General features: G+C 56.2%; 15 protein-coding genes and 3 pseudogenes. 5 read left to right on the top strand and 13 right to left on the bottom strand.

The window, feature by feature from the left end; translation table 11 throughout:
• Positions 1–23: 23 nt before the first annotated feature.
• From tglA to AB4O05_RS23020, 6 genes are all read right to left on the bottom strand, one after another.
• Positions 24–173: a 3-thiaglutamate biosynthesis pearlin carrier peptide TglA gene (gene tglA / locus AB4O05_RS23045; protein WP_460135137.1), complete on the bottom strand. Its 150-nt coding sequence runs from the start codon at positions 171–173 to the stop codon at positions 24–26.
• 10 nt (positions 174–183) lie between these two features.
• Positions 184–1,326 (bottom strand): M50 family metallopeptidase, encoded by a 1,143-nt coding sequence (locus AB4O05_RS23040; protein WP_460135138.1) that lies wholly within the window; start codon positions 1,324–1,326, stop codon positions 184–186.
• Positions 1,323–2,240 (bottom strand): class I SAM-dependent methyltransferase, encoded by a 918-nt coding sequence (locus AB4O05_RS23035; protein ID WP_460135139.1) that lies wholly within the window; start codon positions 2,238–2,240, stop codon positions 1,323–1,325. Before AB4O05_RS23035 ends, AB4O05_RS23040 begins: the two co-directional genes overlap by 4 nt.
• 13 nt (positions 2,241–2,253) lie before the next feature.
• Complete coding sequence (locus AB4O05_RS23030; protein WP_460135140.1) at positions 2,254–3,000, bottom strand: methyltransferase domain-containing protein; 747 nt, start codon at positions 2,998–3,000, stop codon at positions 2,254–2,256.
• A gap of 200 nt (positions 3,001–3,200) precedes the next feature.
• On the bottom strand, positions 3,201–4,412 hold the full coding sequence (locus AB4O05_RS23025) for an MFS transporter (protein ID WP_460135141.1): 1,212 nt from the start codon (positions 4,410–4,412) through the stop codon (positions 3,201–3,203).
• A 48-nt stretch (positions 4,413–4,460) separates the two neighbouring features.
• Positions 4,461–5,867, bottom strand: coding sequence for a pyridoxal phosphate-dependent decarboxylase family protein (locus AB4O05_RS23020; RefSeq protein WP_460135142.1), 1,407 nt, complete (start codon positions 5,865–5,867; stop codon positions 4,461–4,463).
• A gap of 406 nt (positions 5,868–6,273) precedes the next feature.
• Between AB4O05_RS23020 and AB4O05_RS23015 the strand changes: the two genes are divergently transcribed.
• Positions 6,274–6,606, top strand: coding sequence for a hypothetical protein (locus AB4O05_RS23015; RefSeq protein ID WP_460135143.1), 333 nt, complete (start codon positions 6,274–6,276; stop codon positions 6,604–6,606).
• On the opposite strand, the gene AB4O05_RS23010 is transcribed toward AB4O05_RS23015, so the two are convergent.
• On the bottom strand, positions 6,600–7,574 hold the full coding sequence (locus AB4O05_RS23010) for an OmpA family protein (protein WP_460135144.1): 975 nt from the start codon (positions 7,572–7,574) through the stop codon (positions 6,600–6,602). The genes AB4O05_RS23015 and AB4O05_RS23010 overlap by 7 nt on opposite strands.
• A 224-nt stretch (positions 7,575–7,798) precedes the next feature.
• Between AB4O05_RS23010 and AB4O05_RS23005 the strand changes: the two genes are divergently transcribed.
• Positions 7,799–8,509 (top strand): hypothetical protein, encoded by a 711-nt coding sequence (locus AB4O05_RS23005; protein ID WP_460137510.1) that lies wholly within the window; start codon positions 7,799–7,801, stop codon positions 8,507–8,509.
• Positions 8,510–8,717: 208 nt separating this feature from the next.
• A pseudogene (locus tag AB4O05_RS23000) lies at positions 8,718–9,337 on the top strand (LuxR C-terminal-related transcriptional regulator).
• 261 nt (positions 9,338–9,598) lie between these two features.
• Here AB4O05_RS23000 and AB4O05_RS22995 read toward each other — a convergent pair.
• Both AB4O05_RS22995 and AB4O05_RS22990 read right to left on the bottom strand, forming a co-directional pair.
• Complete coding sequence (locus AB4O05_RS22995; RefSeq protein ID WP_460135145.1) at positions 9,599–9,994, bottom strand: hypothetical protein; 396 nt, start codon at positions 9,992–9,994, stop codon at positions 9,599–9,601.
• Positions 9,995–10,550: 556 nt separating this feature from the next.
• Positions 10,551–11,189 carry a LuxR C-terminal-related transcriptional regulator gene (locus AB4O05_RS22990; protein ID WP_460164805.1) on the bottom strand — a complete coding sequence of 213 codons (639 nt, stop codon included), beginning with the start codon at positions 11,187–11,189 and terminating at the stop codon, positions 10,551–10,553.
• A gap of 97 nt (positions 11,190–11,286) precedes the next feature.
• Here AB4O05_RS22990 and AB4O05_RS22985 point away from each other — a divergent pair, with 97 nt between their 5' ends.
• Both AB4O05_RS22985 and AB4O05_RS22980 read left to right on the top strand, forming a co-directional pair.
• Positions 11,287–12,903 (top strand): ATP-binding response regulator, encoded by a 1,617-nt coding sequence (locus tag AB4O05_RS22985; RefSeq protein ID WP_460135146.1) that lies wholly within the window; start codon positions 11,287–11,289, stop codon positions 12,901–12,903.
• 339 nt (positions 12,904–13,242) lie between these two features.
• Positions 13,243–14,370 (top strand): mechanosensitive ion channel family protein, encoded by a 1,128-nt coding sequence (locus AB4O05_RS22980; protein ID WP_460135147.1) that lies wholly within the window; start codon positions 13,243–13,245, stop codon positions 14,368–14,370.
• A gap of 69 nt (positions 14,371–14,439) precedes the next feature.
• On the opposite strand, the pseudogene AB4O05_RS22975 reads toward AB4O05_RS22980, so the two are convergent.
• From AB4O05_RS22975 to AB4O05_RS22960, 4 genes and pseudogenes are all read right to left on the bottom strand, one after another.
• Positions 14,440–14,631, bottom strand: a pseudogene (locus AB4O05_RS22975) (FAD-dependent oxidoreductase); the annotation flags it as partial.
• The gene (locus tag AB4O05_RS22970) at positions 14,632–15,228 is read right to left on the bottom strand and encodes a hypothetical protein (RefSeq protein WP_460135148.1); all 597 of its coding nucleotides are present in this window, start codon (positions 15,226–15,228) and stop codon (positions 14,632–14,634) included. It lies immediately after the preceding pseudogene.
• Between the two features lie 86 nt (positions 15,229–15,314).
• Positions 15,315–16,640, bottom strand: coding sequence for a glucarate dehydratase (gudD, locus tag AB4O05_RS22965; protein ID WP_460135149.1), 1,326 nt, complete (start codon positions 16,638–16,640; stop codon positions 15,315–15,317).
• 19 nt (positions 16,641–16,659) lie between these two features.
• Positions 16,660–18,022: pseudogene (locus AB4O05_RS22960) on the bottom strand (MFS transporter).
• Positions 18,023–18,326 lie beyond the last annotated feature (304 nt).

Below are 18,326 nucleotides of genomic sequence, written 5' to 3'. Positions count from 1 at the left end.
ATGCCGAGGAAGGTCTGGAACCGTCAGGCAAAAACCTTGCTCTCGATGACTTCGATGTCATCCAGGTCGAACTCCTCGAACAGCGCCTCTTCTTGAGCTTGGGGCGCGGGAACGGTCGCATTCTCGACGGGGAGTTCGTTATTGACGATCGGGGTGGTTGGAGATTGAGTCATGGCACTTTCCTCAGGGGTGGTTGAACAGGCGGATTACAGTGAAGGCGGTGAAGGACCAGGCGATGACCCATCCCAGGCAGGTCAACACACATGTGCTCCAGTAGAGTCTGCGCAATTGCGGGGAGACCGGCTCCTGCGCGGCGCGGCGCGAGCGCCTCACATAATTGAATGCTCTCTGGCGCAGGCGTGGCTGCTCCAAGCATTCGATAATTGCCAGGTAGGTATCGCCATTGAAAATGGGAAGAAGGGTCGGTATCAGGGAAATGAACGACGCTACGACCATCACCACGAACAGCGAAGAGAAAACGTCTTGGGCATCCCGGTACAACGCCCACAGGGCAATCCCGGCACCGGCGTACATCAGGCTGACCATGGGGCCTGCCAGAATGGTGACGACCCGTTGATTCAGGGGAAGCTGCGACCACTGTTTCTGCACCGGCCGTACCCAGCCGGTGGCCAGTAACAAGTAGATGCCAATCCCGAAATCGTTGACTTTGACGCCGTAGTGTCGACATGCCATGGCATGACCAAGCTCATGCAGGGCAATGGAGGTGACGATGACCGGGAAGTGCCAGATCAACCAACGGTAACTGTGCACATAGGTGGCGGCAGCGTCAGCCATGAACGCGTCAAAGTGCATGCCCAGGTAAAAGAAACTTGCCAGCGCCAACACCAGCAGCGGCACATTGAAGGTCGCACCACAACACCAGGGTGCCCATCGGTAAAGGTGATCAAGCAACGGCTGCGGGTTGGTCTTCACAAGGTTGATCAGCAAGTGTTCTTTCAGCGGGCCATAGGTAATACCCGTGGCCGGGTCGCGCAGGTTGTTTTTATGCCTGGTTTGTTCGCTGCTCAGTAGTTTCAGGTTGAGCAGCTTGCGCTCGAATTGCACCAGTTTCTCCGGACTGACCTTCATTCGATGGCGCGCAAGAGCCGCGGCCATGATGTCCGGGTGGCTGCTATGTCCATCGAATAACAACGCGAGGGAGTACTCGGCCTTGCCCAGTTCAAAACCGAGGTCTGAAGACGGGTCATAGAGATGGTAGCGTTGCGCGACACTATCGGCGGTCGGCGGCGTCACGATCAGATCATTTCTCAAACAGGCATGGGCCGGCGCTGCAAGCTTTCTGGTCGCATAGGCTGAACTGCTCATGGCTGAGCCCACCACGCGTGCAGCCGCGGCCGATAGATGTCCTCCAGCGCTTTGCGGCCTTGGGCCTTGACGTCTGCCAGGCGTTCGTCGGTGCGTTGATCACTGGCGCGCCCCAGCACAAAGACAGCCCCAGGGCGGGTTGGGCCGCAGACGGGCTCATGGGTTGTGCGGATCGGTTCCCAGCCATGCTTGCACATCAGGTATTCGATGCTGCTGGCGCTGAGGTAACGTCGATGGTTATGGGTCAGGAAGCCCTGCTCGAGGCCATAGCCCAGGGCACGGCCCTCAACCAACAACAACCCATCGTCTGCACTGGCCTGTCGGCACAGTTGCAGGACCTGATTGACGTCGTGGACATGTTCCAGTGAGCCATTGATGATGATCAGGTTGTAATCGCCACTGGGGCTCATGTGCTCAGCGCCCACCAGATCGATGGCGAGACCGATCCTCTTGCCGTATTCCACATAAGCACGGTCTGGATCATTGCCTCGGACCGACCAACCCTGTTTGGCAAACGGGATCATCAGCCCGCCTGCGGAACAACCGACGTCGAGCATTTTGCCGGTGACGGGAAGTGACTCTTTGAGGTACCGATACAGGTGCTCTCCGCGGCGTACTTGGTCAAGAAAAAACGCACGCTCCGGTTCTGAATTGCCGAACAGGCTCAGGCGGTAAAACTTGTCGTAGTAAGCGTTATAGAAAGCTTCCTCAAAGCGGTATTGCTGAAAAATATGCCCGCATTCCTGGCAACCCAGTACAGGCAGGTCGACCGCCTGCTCGCCCGGTCCCCGAACGTTGTGTAATAGCACCCAATGTTGTTTGGAGTCGCACAGTTCGCAGTCCATCTTGTGTGCGCGAAAAGTGTCGGGCATTTGCAGGCGTTGTAAGTATTGTTGTTCTATAGGTGTGCTCACGATGACATCCTTGTCACTTGATGCAGAAAAAACCTTCAAAGCAGATGTGCTTGAATATCGTGGTTATATCCTTGAAGCCTGCACGGCTTAACAAGTCGATATTGCCGGCAGTGGAGAAGGGTTCAAGTACACCTTTGAGGCTTCTGGTTTTCGCCAGTATTTCATCGGCGCTATAGCCCTGGTCGCGTTTATAGTCCACGTACAGGCTGCTGAGAATGTCCTGAAAGCGCGCATCCGGACCGCGTACTTTTTCGAACATGATGAACGCGCCGCCCCAATTCAATGATTCGTAGATTCGATCAAACAGAGCCTGGCGAATACGCGGGTGTACGAACTGCACGGTGTAATAAGCAACCATCAAATCGCTTTTTTGATAATCGAAGGTCAGTATGTCATCAGTTACAAAGCTGACATTGGGCTGCGGTGCCGCGCTCAACAGTGTGTTCGCCTGGCAGGTCATCGCATCTTCCACATCGATGCCTACCCACTTCGTTGAAACACCGTGACGAAGTGCCAGTTGACGCGTCAGGGTGCCGGTAGAACTGCCCAGTTCGTAACAGGTACTGTCGCTCTTCACAAAGAAGTCGCTGAGTGACAGCACGATTTCATGCCCATCCTTATATCGAGGCACAGACTTCGATACATGTGAATCAAAGTGCTGCGGCGTGGTGCCGCCAAAACTCCAGGCGGCATTGCGCGACTCGACACCGTCACCGACGGTTTCATAGGGAAGACCAGCCGAATTCATCAAGGTAGACATGTTCATTCACATCCATGCTGGAGAACGTTGAGGTGCGTCACTGTGCCGAGCGCGATGTGTGCCGCGCTCGACAAGTAAGCGTTTGTTTTTATTTTCCCTGCTGACCGCGACAGTTCTTATTGCCAGGACGCAAGGTTGTTTACCGGCTCCGTTTTTGAGGTGCGGAGGTATTTAGTCAGCGTTGAGTCTAACGACGGCAGTTACGCCGTCGCGGCGAGCATTGTTCGTCGCCATACAAGACGCGCCAACGTGATTGACCAGTTGCACAAAGCGACAACCAGGATGATATAGAGCAACGTCGACATGCCATGGTTGACGATTACCTTACCCGCCAACAATGGGAACCCGAACACGCCGACAAAGTATGAAAGACTGAATAAAACCAATGATTGCGCAGTCTGGCCGGCTGGGGCTTCATTGGCGGCCAATCCGTTTATGACGGAGTAAGTCAGCCCATAGCCTACCCCGAGTACAATGGCGGCCAGCAAATACGCCGCCGACGAGTGTACGAAGAAGGTGAACATCAATACCGAAACCACCATCAGCGCGCTCAACAGGCTGGACATCAGGTAGGGATCGCGCTTGACGATATAGCCCGCGACCAGCAAGCGGCAGGAGATCGCCGCGCTCATGAAGCCCAGGAAGAACAACGAGTAATCGAGGTGATTGAGCGCGGCATAGGAAGTCTGAAAACTTGAGAGCCCGCCGAAGATCGCGCCGCCGAGGCCGACCATGATGATGGCAAATACCGCCTTGGAACTCAGCACTGCCTGCGCTGCCCGAGCGCTGATCTTGCAAACCGTCACCGGCCCAAGTCGCGTTTGTTGCTGCTTGATTTTCGGCCCGAGCAGGAAAAACACCAACCCCCCCGCCAGGCTGGCGATGGCGGCCACGACAAACGCCGACTCCACGGAATGGCCCAGCGCTTCGGCGGCACGCCCGACCAGCGGCCCCGTGCCTATGCCGCTCATCATGCTGCCCGACAGCAAGGCAAAATACTTCACGCGCCGGGCAGGTTCTATGATCATCGCGACAATGATCGGTCCAAGGGTGTAGAACACGCCCCATCCAAAACCCAAGATCAAGCCGCTGGCCAACAGCGCCACTCCGAAAGCAGGCACGGTTGCGAAGCCCAGGCAAGCCGCAGCCAATAACACTGCACCCGCTGCGATGGCTCTGGGTGCGCCGATCAGGTCGGTCAAGTGGCCTGAAAATATGACTGCCAGGAACGTGCTGAGCATTGCAACCGAGATAACCGTACCGGCGTCGGACTCGCTGCCGCCACTCTCTCTTAGCTTCATTGCCAATAGGAACGTAGTGCCGTACGACAGGGATAGTAAATAGCTGCCCAGGCAAAACAGGCCGAACAGCCCGTTGCCAGTAGCGTGGCTCGCGGACGTTTGTGAAGACATGAGCTTCTTTCCTTGTGGAATCGAATGTGTGATGAGTCAGTAGGGGAACTAATCGGCGGCGCGTTTTAAGGCGGCGGTCACCCGTTCGATGTCTTCCTCTTGGGTCATCCAATTACTGATGGATAAACGCAACGCATATTCGCCGTTGTATGTCGTAGGGGTGATATACAGTTCGCCGCTGCTGTTGAGATTGCTCAGCACCTGTCGATTGAGTTCAGCCAGCGTGTTGGGAGAGCAACCGTCTTTGAAATAACGAAAGACCAGGAGATTCAATCTGACTTCACATAAAAGTTGAAAGCAGGGGCTTTCATCAACCCATGACGCGATACGCTGGGCATAACCGCAATGGCGTTCGATCAATTCCCTGTATCCGGCCTTGCCATAGGCCATCAATGTCATCCACAACGGCAGCGCCCTGTAGCGTCGAGACTGTTCAACACCACGGTTCATGAAAGCCGGTAATTGCCCTTCCATGGGAACGTAAGGAGCATCAGCTGAAAAGGCTCGCTCATGAAGCGCCACATGGCGGGTAAAAGCGATGCCGCAGTCATATGGAACGTTAAGCCATTTATGCGCATCGGCAGTTATAGAGTCTGCAAGCTCCAAGCCATCTACCAGATGCGCATACTGGCTTGAGCACCTCGCGAAGGCACCGAACGCGGCATCGACATGCAACCATGCCCTGTATTTTTTGCATAACGTTGCCAGTGAAACCAGATCATCAAAATCGCCACTGTTAACGGTGCCTGCACTGGCAACCACGATGCGACATGACGATGGGCAAGTGCCAAGCGACCGCTCCAGCGCCTGTAGATCAAATACTTCGCGATCAGGCAGGCAATCGACATTGATAAAGTTACGCTGACCTATACCGAGAAGCCCCAGATCCTTGACAATGCTTGAGTGGGGCGAGGCGCAGAAAACCATTACGGGAGGGGCGGCCTGAAGGCCATCCTGGGCGATGCTGACGTTGTTCTGTTCGCCACACCATTCGCGGGCGGTGGCCAGGCCAACAAGATTCGCTGCGGTGGCGCCTGTTGTCAGTACGCCGTGGAAAGCGCCTGATGGGAGCCTGAGCAAGTCGGCCAGGAAGCTCAGCGTCTGGGCTTCGATGAACGCCGCTACGGAATGGCGTTCAGTCGCAACGTTCTGGTCCAGCACGGAAACCAGCCAATCACCTGCCAACGCTGCGGGCGTGGTGCCGCCAGTGACAAAACCAAAATATCGCGGGCCTGTACTACGTGTGTGGGATGCGCCGTAGTTTTCCCAATACGTTGCCAGGGCGGCCAAACCGCCAATCCCCTGCTCAGGCATCGCGGATTGAATCGCGCGTTTGTGGGGCTGAGTATTCACCACATCTGCGTTGCGAGCGTCTGCTAGAAACTCCTGGGAAATACGACAGACCTCAGCCATCAGCTCAGGCACAGCAGACTCATCACGCGATAAACCCTGCATCCCAGCACTCCTTTGCTAAAATAAGCGATCCCTTCGGATCGTCAACATGTCCATACGTCGTTATGTAACGCTGACATCTATAGCAGATTTATTAACGAACGCAAATTAGCCGTCACGGTATCGGGAGGCGGAAAAAAATCGACCTCTGGAAGGGGGCATCCAAAAAAGATAAACCTAACCCTATGAATTATATTAATAATAAAAAGCTGTATGGATGTCCGTTTGCTGATTAACGAACGAAGTCCGAGGCAGCGCCATGGGGGCGAAAGTTTGTGAGATTTTTAGGCCGGCCATTGAGATGTCGAACGGATCACACTCTCCGCTTGGATTGTATAGGCTGCACGCACTGCTCATGGAGCAATCAAGTGGGCCAGGCGCTTGATACCCAGTCGAAAGCCTGCTGTTTATGCCTTACATCATGTTCACTTATCCGCATCAGGCCATGCTCATGGTCACTATATGCGTTGTCGATGTTCGTAAAAATCTTTCCAATTCATTGAAATCGGAAGGCTGTCGGGCGGTGAGCGGTGAAGATTTTCTCGCCTCTGAATTTCTCGATTTTCGCTGCCTGCGTGTTGCTGGATATCCGCATGCAGGGGATGTCGGGCAATGCGGTCCAGCAGGTCCTGAAAAGCTCGGGGCGAGGGATCCCCGTCATTTTGATTTCGAACCGTCCCACGTCTTTTTCGTTGTTACTGTCAAAAATGTAAATGAGGGTGCCCCCCAGGGACATTATTGATTGTCCTGCTTGACCAGCTCGACTCTGCGGTTTTTCGCTTTGCCCGCTTCGGTGGCATTGTCGGCAACCGGGTCGGCATCGCCAAAGCCGGCCGCAGATAACCTGGCCCCATCAATGCCCTTGGCGATGATGGCGTCGGCGACGGCCTTGGCGCGGCCGTTTGACAGGGCCTTATTGTGCGTGGGGTCACCGGTGTGATCGGTGTAGCCATTGATGGCCAATTTCAACGATGTATTTTGCTTGAGTAACAGCAACACTTGTTCGATTTGTGGTTGTGAGTCAGGAAGTAGGCGGGTCTGGTCGGTAGCAAAGTTGACATGCAATGCCACCTTACCGGTTTTATCTATCTGTGCTTTCAGTTCACTGGCTGGTAACAATCTGGCAGTTATTTGGAGCGGTTTGGTTTCGGCAATGAGCAGGCCGGCGCCAAAAGGATAGCTGCACAAATGAATCCAGATTTCGCGGTCAGCGCGATGGATAACAAACACCTGCGCGGCGTTGTTCCAAATGTCGCCCAGGCCACTGTTATATTTGAGTGCGAAGTCCCGAGGCCAATCTTTGATTTTCTGACCAGCGTCTTGCGCAATCTTGCCGTCGAAGATCTTTTTGCCACCCAAGGAGGACACTACTGATTCGATGTTGCGCTGCAACTCCAGGTCGGAGAATGCCTTACCCTGCGCGGCGTCGATATGTGCCGACCAGACCTTGCCCTCTACCACTTCCAGGCGATCGCCGGTCCAGAAAGGGACCTGGTCGAAGTCGGAAACATCGGGGGTGGTTGCGATGACATAACCATTGGGAAGCACGATGTAGGGAAAATCTCCCAGTTGCGCATCCGACACAGGCAGGCTGGCGGCATCGAATACTGGGTTGTCTGCTGCTTGCACGGGGGGCGAGGCTTGAATACTCAACCCCAGAGTAATAGCTAAAGTCAGGGTAGCCGCTGCTGTCTTTTTCAATGAAGTCATCGTTTTTCCGCAATTTCCCAGGCACCCCATATGTCGGGTTGACCCGATAAATGACATTGCCGTCATTGGCGCCTTATAACACCGGCGCTCTCACGATAACGCAATAGCACAGCTGTCCTATTGCCTCGCGCTTTACCATTGGATCACAGTTGCTTCGCTGTTTAATCCACCCTGATCGAACTTGAACAAGGATCTGTTTTTTGAAAAGTCTCGTCACCAGAAGAATGATCTTGACCTCTTTAATTCTTGCAGGCTCTACCTGGACCGCAACGGTGGTTGGCGCTACGGCTTCCTCGGGGGCGTGCATCAATGAAGCAGATTTTCAGGCCGGCACCGTGGTGGATTATGAGAGTCGCGACAACCTGTCGTCGCTCACCAGTCGCAGTAAAACCGAAACGCTGGGCCGTAAAGACTTTGCCGGTGCCAATCCGGTGGCGTCATTACACACCACGTTCATGAACAATTCACCGGTGTATCTCACGACTACCTTTGCGCAAATCAAGGACGGTCAGTTGATTCGCTACGGTGACCAGCACGGCGCCGGCGCTTCATTGACCACCACCCTTTATAATCCGCCTCCCTCGACACCCCTGGATTTGCAACCGGGACAGACAGTCACCGTCAGTTACAAGAACCAGGTCGCCAGTGCCGGCGCTTCGCTTGATTTCGAGGTGACAGAAAAACTGACATACAACGGCCGAGAGACGATCAAGACGCCACTCGGGACCTTCGAGACCTGTCGGTTCACCAATGAAATTTCCACGGGGTCAACGTCTGGCAAACAGCCGAAAAAGCCGGTCAAGGTTCAGAACTGGTTTGCTGCCGAGGGGCCATACCGTGGGCAGTCAATCAAGTCAGTCAGCCCCTCCGGCACGGAGGGGCAGGAGCGGGTCGTTGAAGTGATCAAGATGCGCTATGAGACTGGAGCCAACTAGGCATCTTTGTCCTGAGTGGACGCGTCAGGATAACGGCCGGACTAACGCGGCGGGGCTACAGTTCTATTGATGAGAAATGGGAGATTTTCTATCAATTTTTAGTGCGTAGTACAGGTGTACTAGTTCAGGTGTTCTATATCATAAGTGGTATGACTCGGACATGATCGGTGCTTGTTTTCTTTGATCTGAACGGGTTGTGCTTCCTGATATGAGTTGCCGAATTGTCGTGGCAGACGAGCACCCGCTTTACCGAGAGGGGATGATAGGGATACTGGAATGTTTAATACCTCAGGCTAAGATAAAACAGGCAGGGAATTTGGAGGAGGTCGGATTTTTTTAGACCGCTGGCAGCCTGTCGATATGCTCTTTATCGAAATGCGTTTACCGGGGCTATGTTCCGTGAAAGAGCTCGTAAAACTGTGTAAGGACAGCGGCTCTACTGCAGTAATCGTTGTTTCTGCAATCGATGATGGCGTGGTAGTTTCGCGGGTTATGGAGGCCGGCGCTGATGGTTTTATTGGTAAAAATATTTCAGCCGAAGAGGTACGCAACGCTATCATCGATATTCGTAATGGCCAAGTAGTTGTCAAATACGAGCCTAGCGAATCACCATCATTCGAAGGTGGTGACACTGCGAGTAAACTTACTTTGAGGCAGCGGGAAGTCTGGCGCTTAATAGCGCAAGGCAAAACCAACAAGGAAATTGCCGCTGAACTGGAAATCTCTCCCTATACGGTGCGTGTTCATGTGTCTTCGCTGATACGTGTGTTGAACGTGCCTAATAGAGCGGTCGCCGCTGCACGCTTCGCTGGGCGTTACACCTGCTAGTCCAGTGATTGATCTATGGGTAACGCTCACTGAGTTCAGTTGACTTGAGCTGCTCCAAAACACGCCCGTAGCGCCGGCGGGCGCGCGGGTTCGGCTGGGCCTTTCCTGATAGTCAATAATTGGGCTTTGACATGCAGCCAATGCCAACAAAGGGGGGCATCGCTGGATGCCGCACCCCTTGAGATTGATAAGCGAACCGCTCGGCATGCGTTGTCGTGTTCCTGCATTAAACGACACCGCCGTCTTATCAGAAGGGGCGTGTTAGTAAAGCCTGTAGTACTCCACCACTTCATTCACGAAGTAAATAATCAGCCTTGACCCTTTATTCTGATTTTTGATTGTTTTGGTGTTGGTCGCACTGCTGACGTCATCCGCTACGCCTTGGGCTTTGGAGACTTGTGCTGAGGCGTCGTACATTTTCAGGCTGGTCTCGGTCGAGACATATTTGTGGGCCAGGGCCATGTATTTATCGAGACCCTCTTCGCTCTTGCTGTAGGTCCAGCTTGATTCGTTGCTCTTACTGCTTGAATCAAGGTGCTCCTCGGCTGGCGTGCCAAACAATTGCGTCACCTGGGTCTTGGTGGTCTTACCCGGAATAATGGTTTTTTTCAGGTAAACGACATCGTATTTTTGCGCCCCCGGGTTCAAGGAACTCATCAAGTCTCCAGTGTTTGCACAGCCTCCCAAAACGCCGGTCAGCAAGCAAAGAGTGAATCCGATTCTCAGTGTTTTTCCATATTTTACGCACATAAGACTTACCTTGAGTTATGTTCAGGACTGTTCAATTTCGACCGGATGCACGGAAAAATTGATCAGCGTAGTGCAACTAATCGCCCCGTTGGATTTCATCACGAATAAACAAGCGGCGACACTTCACCCCGAAAACTGGAATGGAGTCCGGGATGCGCCCTGGCTCGCTGTTCTTAAGAATTTTTCAAGCTTGCACAGCTTAGGTGGGTGTGTCAGGCGACGCTATAGTACAGATGTGCTATAGGTGGCCAATATCGACTTGTCTAGCATGGCGCGACAGATATTGTCGGGTTGAATTAGTGTATTAAGTTACTCTCACGGTTGGTTTGATCGCGCATTATCGAAGGTGGATGAATGGAGTTGAAAATATGAAGTTATGGATCCTCGTTTACCCGTTGTTAAGGTTGATCCAGACCGCGCATAAAGCGTCTGTATCACCCTGGTAATTGCGCCAGTTCGTGACTCATGTATCGAGTTTGCCCGCCCACCCGCTGGCGCCGGGGAAGTTGCTGAATTGGGCCGCTGCCGCCGCACGGGTAGGCACCCCCAGGGATTTAAGCAGCGTGGAAACATGGATGCGTACCGTGAACGGAGAGATGCCCAATTGCCTGGCTATCTCCTTATTGGTTTTGCCAGCTGCAATCAGGCCGAGCACTTGCCGTTGGCGGGCAGTGAGCGAGGAGAGGGTAGGGTCCAGGAGCGGGTTTTCAAGGTTGTATTTGACCACCACTTCGCCTTCACGAATTGCCATGATGGCTTCGGCAATGCCTGTCGGGTCTACATTCTTGCCGATAAATCCATCAGCGCCTTGCGCGATGACCTGGGAAATAATGTCCAGGTCGTCGACCATCGACACCACAATGATCGAGGTCCGTTTGAACTCGTTGCGCAGTTGGCCGATGACGTGCATGGACGTGATACCGGGGAAGCGCAGATCCAGAATCAACGAATCGACTTCTGCGCCGGATCGCGCCAGCGCCAGTACTTCATCCAGATTGCCCGCCTGTTCTATCAGAGCCGTCGGCATGAGTCGCTCAATGGTTCTCAGCATACCTTCGCGAAACAGAGGGTGGTCATCTGCCACTATGATTCTGTGCGTCATGCTCAAGGTCCATCTCACCTCCGGGTCGGCGAATCGTAACCCAAATAGTAACGCGGTGTTTCAAATTTGAAGCAGCTTTTCATGCTGGAGAATCGCAATGAACATGACGGAAAAGAACAGCGAACTGGATCAGGCCACGTTGCGGTTGACGGTCAGCACCTGTGCTTCGCTCTATATCTTTGTGGTGGCTTTTCTTCCTTCCAGCGACTTCGACACTTACGTGCCGATCATGTGGTACATGGCGTTTTTTATCAGCGTAGCAGTGCCTCTGCGCATGGCGATCAAACGCTGGCCAGGGCACTTTTTCTGGCGCCGATTGTTCGCCATGGCCCATGACTATAGTGGCATCGCTTTTGCCATGATCGTTGGCGGGGAGGGTGCGTTGCCGGTTTACGCCGCCTTGCTCTGGGTCACGCTGGGTAATGGCATGCGCTTCGGTTCGCGCTACCTGGCCGCCGCGACCCTGATCGCGCTGAGCATGCTGGTGATGATCTTCGTTATGACGCCTTTCTGGCGTGATCAGCCCTATATGTTCCTCATGCTGATCGTGACCACCATCGTGGTACCGGCCTACGCCCATATTCTGCTCAAACGTACGCGTATCGCATCGGAAGAAGCGATCGCCGCCAACCAGGAAAAGTCACGCTTTCTGGCCCAGGCCAGCCATGACCTGCGCCAGCCCATCCACTCTATCGGCCTGTTTACCGCGTGTTTGCGCGACGCGAACCTGGGCAGCGAAGAACTGCGACTGGTGGACAACATTGACCGCTCGCTGCATACCGTCTCCCAGTTGTTCCGTTCGATTCTGGATATCTACACCCTCGACAACGGCAAGCTGGAACCGCAATCGGAGCCGGTGAACCTGGGCGCGCTGCTGCAGGATGTGGTCAAACAAAATACTGAGGCAGCGCGCTGGGCCGGCGTTGAGCTGCGTCTGCGTCCTTGCCGGCATTGGGTTAACGTCAATGCCGGGCTGTTGAGCACCATGGTGCAGAACCTGGTCTCCAATACGCTCAAATACGCCTCCGGCCAGCCGGTATTGATCGGTGTGCGCCCCAGAGGCGAGGGCTTGGCCATTGTTATTTACGACAAAGGACGCGGGATTTCCGCCGAGCATTTGCCGGATGTATTCAAAGAGTTCTATCGAGTGCGCCACGCACGCGACAAGGATGTTGAGGGCCTGGGGTTGGGCTTGTCTATCGTCAAACGTATCAGCCAACTGATCAATCTGGATATTCAGTTGGACTCCCGACTCGGGCAGGGCACCCGCGCTGCTATTGAGGGGCTGGAACGCATCATGCCACGCACCGAGGCGCAACGGCCGGCTGCCACGCAAAGCCGCCTGCAGGGCCTGCGGGTGTGCCTGGTGGAAGACGATTCCAATGTGCTGATGGCGACCTCGGCCTTGCTGGAAAAATGGGGATGTGAGGTCGAGAGCCACAGCGATGGACTGAACGTAATGACCGAATGCGACATCATCATTGCCGACTTCGACCTGGGGCCGAAAATTTCAGGTGCCGAGTGTATTGCGGCGATTCGCGAACAGCGTGGCTGGGAAGTTCCGGCAATGATCATGACCGGCCATGAAATCGAGCGTATCCGCAGCCTGTTGACCCACATGAACATCTCGATCCTGTCCAAACCCGTGCGTCCGCCTGAATTGCGAGCGACCTTGCTCGAATTGACCAAGCATTTTGCCCGGGAGATGGGGTAGCTGGGGGGATGTTCGTGCCCAGATATATCTGGGCACGACGGCATATCGGTGCACTCATGTCATGAGTGTGACCGGCCTATCGTTTCGCGATAACACGGGGTTGCTCAGGCACCTGCTAATGGGCCTCAGCTTCAGGCAAAGCTACGAAACTCGGATCGATTCAGGCGCGTCCCACAAAATACCCCCACGCCAGTCATTTGATTGAACAGTCGCCACCTCAAGGCGCCTAACCCAGACAGGCCACTTGACGGCAAAGCCCGTTCAACTGGCGTTTACCTGGCTGCGGCTGGCGATGCCCCACAACGCATGCGCCGTCGCAGGCGTGCAAAGGGGGTTTCAATGACTGAGGACTTCGCAGGATTTTTCACGACGTACACGCTGTTAGGCATTTCGCTGGCGAACTGGGCCGTTGCCTGTTGCGCGGCGGCGCTGAGCTACTTGTTGGCAAGGACCGCGATCCGTTTCGTTTTTCGCAGAGTCCAGGCCAGGGCCAGCGCTGGCAATCGGCACCTGAGTGTCATGGCCAGTGAAGTGTTGTCGGCCACCAGCACCACCTTGCTGTTGTTGGCATCGATACTGGTCGGGGTCGGTTTGCTGGATTTGCCGGAGCGCTGGCTCGGCCGGGTCAGCAGCCTGTGGTTTGTGGTGGCGGCGTTGCAGATCGGCCTGTGGGCCAACCGTGCGTTGGCGCTTGGGCTGCATCGCTATTTCTCTCGGCACAGCGCCGCCGGGGCGTTTCAGGCCAGTGCCCTGGCCACCCTGAGTCTGTGGGGCGTCAAGGTGCTGTTGTGGGCGGTGATTGTGCTCGCCATGTTGTCGAACCTGGGTGTCAACATCACCGCGTTTGTCGCCAGCCTGGGCGTGGGCGGTATCGCTGTGGCGCTCGCGGTGCAGAACATTCTGGGCGATGTGTTCGCCTCGCTATCCATTGCCGTTGATAAGCCATTTGAAGTGGGCGATTTCATCGTGGTGGGTTCGCTCGCCGGTACGGTTGAACACGTGGGGCTCAAGACCACGCGCATCCGCAGCCTGGGTGGCGAACAGATCGTGATGGCGAACGCCGATATGATCGGCAGCACCATTCAGAACTACAAACGGCTGCAGGAGCGTCGGATTGTGTTCGAATTTCGCCTGACCTATGACTGTTCGACCGAACAGATCCGGCAAGTCACGCGACGGGTGGAAGCCATCATCCGCAAGGAAGAGTTGGCCAGGTTTGATCGGTGCCATTTCAGGAGCTTTGGTGAAAGCGCGCTCGAATTCGAAACGGTCTATATCGTCCTGGACGCCAGCTATAACGTTTATATGGATGTTCAGCAAAGGATCAACTTGAACATCATGGAAGCGGTCGCCGAGCTTGACGCCGCGTTTGCCTTCCCGTCGCGTACCGTGCACGTCGCGTCATTGCCCGATGCCGTAATGCCGCCTTCGAGCACGCAGCATTCATCGCGTGCCGAGCATGCCTGATAGCGCTGTCGACATGGCTGGGTCGGCCGCTTTGCTCAAGCGGCCAACCCGGCGACGCAGTGCCTGCGTTTACTGCCTGTAGTCCATGTAGGCATTCTGCAAGGCAATGTGGTCCGCCACGTATTTTGCGTCGTGCCACACCCCATAGATAAACGACGACGCACGGTTCACCAGGTTGGGCAGGCCCAAAAAGTAGATGCCGCTTTGCGCCGAGATCCCGAGCTTGTGGAATGGCTCGCCGTGCTCATCGAACGCATCCACCTACACCAGCAACGCCTGGAGCTTTTGTTCGCCAATGTGCCGGTCGCGGCTCTCGCGGTCGGCGTACAACTGGCCGAGCACGCGCTGCCGTTGTTCTGGGCTGAGCGGCGGGTTCTGCGGTGCGTTTTGCAGGCAGCGACGCAGTTGCTCGGACACGATCCGCCAGCGTGTCGACAAGGGGTCGATGAGTGAGGGCGTCGCGCTCCAATAGTCGGCCAGGCGCTGCTGGAACGTGCCCACCAGCAATGGTCCGAGCAGATTGATCAATTGCTCCAGATCATCCACGGTCGGGTGCGTGGTGACAGGCCTCGGTACGGGGCGACCGCTACGCAGCACCTGATGGTAACCGGGTGTGTAGTTGACGGCCTCACCGCGCATGACCCGGCTGATCAAGGCGTCTGCCAGCGACTGGGTATGAGGGGGGACGCCCAGGGTCAAGCTGGCGGCACGCAGCGCCTGGCCGTTGAAACGTTCAGCCCATGCGTGATCGATCAGCGTGTTGGCCACGTCCTCAAGGCGCGGGCGGTCGGCGAAGGTGCGTTGCAAAAGCGCGCGCGATGCCGCGACTTGATCCTGTGGCGCAGGGCGGTTGTCCATGGTCGAGGTTCCCGGTCAAAGAACCTCACGTTAGGCCGGCGCTCGTGTCGCCTGGCGGTAAAAGGGTAGGGGGGGCGCCCGATCAATCACCGCACCAGGCAAGGCTGCTTATTGTCATAGCGCCACCCTGGTATCAGATACTGCATCGCCACGCTGTCATCCCGCGCGCCGAGGCCCATGCCTTTGTACAGTTCGTGGGCCTTGGCCACCGCATCCATGTCGATGTCCACGCCCAGGCCGGGCTTGGCCGGCACCTTCACGTAGCCCCCTTCGATGGTCAGCGGCGCCTTGGTCAGGCGCTGGCCGTCCTGCCAGATCCAGTGGGTGTCGATGGCGGTGATTTCGCCCGGCGCGGCGGCGGCCACCTGGGTGAACATCGCCAGGGAAATATCGAAGTGGTTGTTGGAGTGCGAGCCCCAGGTCAGGCCCCACTCATGGCACATCTGCGCCACGCGCACCGAGCCTTGCATGGTCCAGAAGTGCGGGTCGGCCAGCGGGATGTCCACCGATTGCAGCTGGATCGCGTGGCCCATTTCGCGCCAGTCGGTGGCGATCATGTTGGTGGCGGTCTTGAGGCCGGTGGCACGGCGGAACTCGGCCATGACTTCGCGGCCCGAGTAACCGTTTTCGGCACCGCAGGGGTCTTCGGCGTAGGCGAGTACTTGGTGCTGGTCGCGGCACAAACGGATGGCTTCCTTGAGTGACCAGGCGCCGTTCGGGTCGAGGGTGATGCGCGCATCGGGGAAGCGTTCGGCCAGAGCGGTGACCGCTTCGATTTCCGCGTCGCCGCTCAGTACGCCGCCCTTGAGCTTGAAATCGTTGAAGCCGTACTTGGCTTTGGCGGCTTCAGCCAGGCGCACCACGGCTTCGGGAGTCAGGGCTGTTTCATGGCGCAGGCGGAACCAATCATCGTCCGCGTCCGCTTCGTTGCGATACGCCAGGTCGGTGGCGTTGCGGTCGCCGACATAGAACAGGTAACCGAGCATTTTCACCGCATCGCGTTGCTGGCCTTCACCGAGCAAAGCGGCCACCGGGACTTCGAGGAATTGACCCAGCAAGTCGAGCAGGGCTGCTTCCATGGCGGTGACGGCATGGATGGTGATGCGCAGGTCAAAGGTTTGCAGGCCTCGGCCAGCCGAGTCCCGCGAGGCAAAGGTGCTGCGCATCTGGTTGAGGACGCGCTGGTAGTGGCCGATCGGTTGGCCGATCACCAGGCTGCGTGCGTCTTCCAGGGTTTCGCGGATGCGTTCGCCGCCGGGCACCTCACCGACACCGGTGTTGCCGGAGCTGTCCTTGAGGATGACGATATTGCGCGTGAAGTAAGGCCCGTGGGCGCCGCTGAGGTTGAGCAGCATGCTGTCGTGGCCGGCGACGGGGATGACCTGGAAGTGCGTGACGACTGGGGTATTCATGGCAAGTTTCCTGAAAGGCTCAAAGAGGTTTGCTGACGGCGGCGCCGGCTGGCGCAGGGCTTGGCGAATTCAATACGGCAGAGGGCGCGGTCTTGGCGAAGAACACCAGGATCGCCGCCAGCACCGAGGTGCCGGCCAGGCCGTAGAGGCCGCCCTGGATCGAACCGGTGGTCTGTTCCAGGAAGCCGAAGGTGGTCGGTGCCACGAAGCCGCCGAGGTTGCCGATGGAGTTGATCAGTGCGATCACCGCTGCGGCGATGCGCACATCCAGGTAACCCTGGGGGATCGGCCAGAACAGCGAAGATGCCGACTTGAAGCCGATGGCCGCAAAGCAGATCGCCACGAAAGCAAAGATCGGCCCGCCGGTGGTGGACATGAACATGCCCGCCGCAGCAATCAACAGCGCGGCTGCAACCCAGGCCTGCTGGAACTTGAACTTGCCCGATAGCGCAGCGAAGGCATACATGGCAATGATCGAGATCAGCCAGGGGATCGAGTTGAAGAAACCGACCTGCACATCGCTCAGGTCACCCATCTTCTTGATGATGCTCGGCAGCCAGAACGTCGCCGCGTAGATCGTCAGTTGGATGCAGAAGTACAGGGCACAGAACAACAGGATCTGGCGGTCTTTGAGCAGCTTGCCGAGGGTCGGCTTGACGCTGGTCAGCGCCTCGCGCTGGCGTTGTTCCTCGTCGATGGCGCCGACCAGGGCATCCTGCTCTTCGCGGGTCATCCAACGGGCGTCGTGGGGCTTGGAGTCGAGCCAGAACCACACAAAGAAGCCGATCACCACCGAGGCCAGGCCTTCGATAGCGAACATCCATTGCCAGCCGTGCAAACCAAAGCCTTCGACCTGCAACAGCACCCCCGACAGCGGGCCGGAGATCAACGAAGCCACCGCCGAACCGCTGAGGAAAATCGCAATGGCTTTACCGCGTTCCACACCCGGCAGCCAGCGTGTGAAGTAGTAGATCACCCCCAGGGAAGAAGCCGGCTTCGGCCACGCCCAGCAGAAAACGCAGGATGTAGAAGTGGGTTTCGTTCTGGATGAACGCCATCAGCGTGGCGACGATGCCCCAGGTGAACATGATGCGGGTCAGCCAGATACGCGCGCCGACCTTTTGCAGCAGCATGTTGGAGGGCACTTCGAACAGGGCATAGCCAATGAAGAACAGCCCGGCGCCAAAGCCATAGGCCGCCGCGCCGATGCCCAGGTCATGTTCCATGTGCGTGCGCACAAAGCCGATATTGACCCGGTCGATGTAGTTGAGGATGAACATGATCACGAACAGTGGGAGCACATGGCGCTTCACTTTGCGCACGGCGCGCGCGAGGACGGGATCACTGTTTGAAGCGGCAGATGCATGGCGTGACGTGTTCACCATTCGAAACTCCCCCCTGATTATTTTTATGCGGGTGTGTGTGTTTTGTTGATAGACATCATACAAGTGCTTTTCTGGAGTCCGCAATCCGCTGCTTGGTGTTTTTATGTTTATAACGCTGGAGTGGTTGTGTTGTTTTTGGTTATTTCTCAGTATTCATTGAGTTTTATGCAGGTTTTTGCGCGATTTATGCGCGTGAACATCTAGCATGGAGAGCGGTGGCAAGCGGCGGTTAAAGACTGTTTTAAGATTGGTTGTCATACAAGGTGGCGGTTTTTTCAATCAGCCCTGCGATGCCCTTGAG

The organism is Pseudomonas sp. S1_G07 (genome assembly GCF_054668565.1).
Note: the sequence above shows the minus strand (reverse complement) of the source record. Positions and strands in the feature narration are given on the sequence as shown.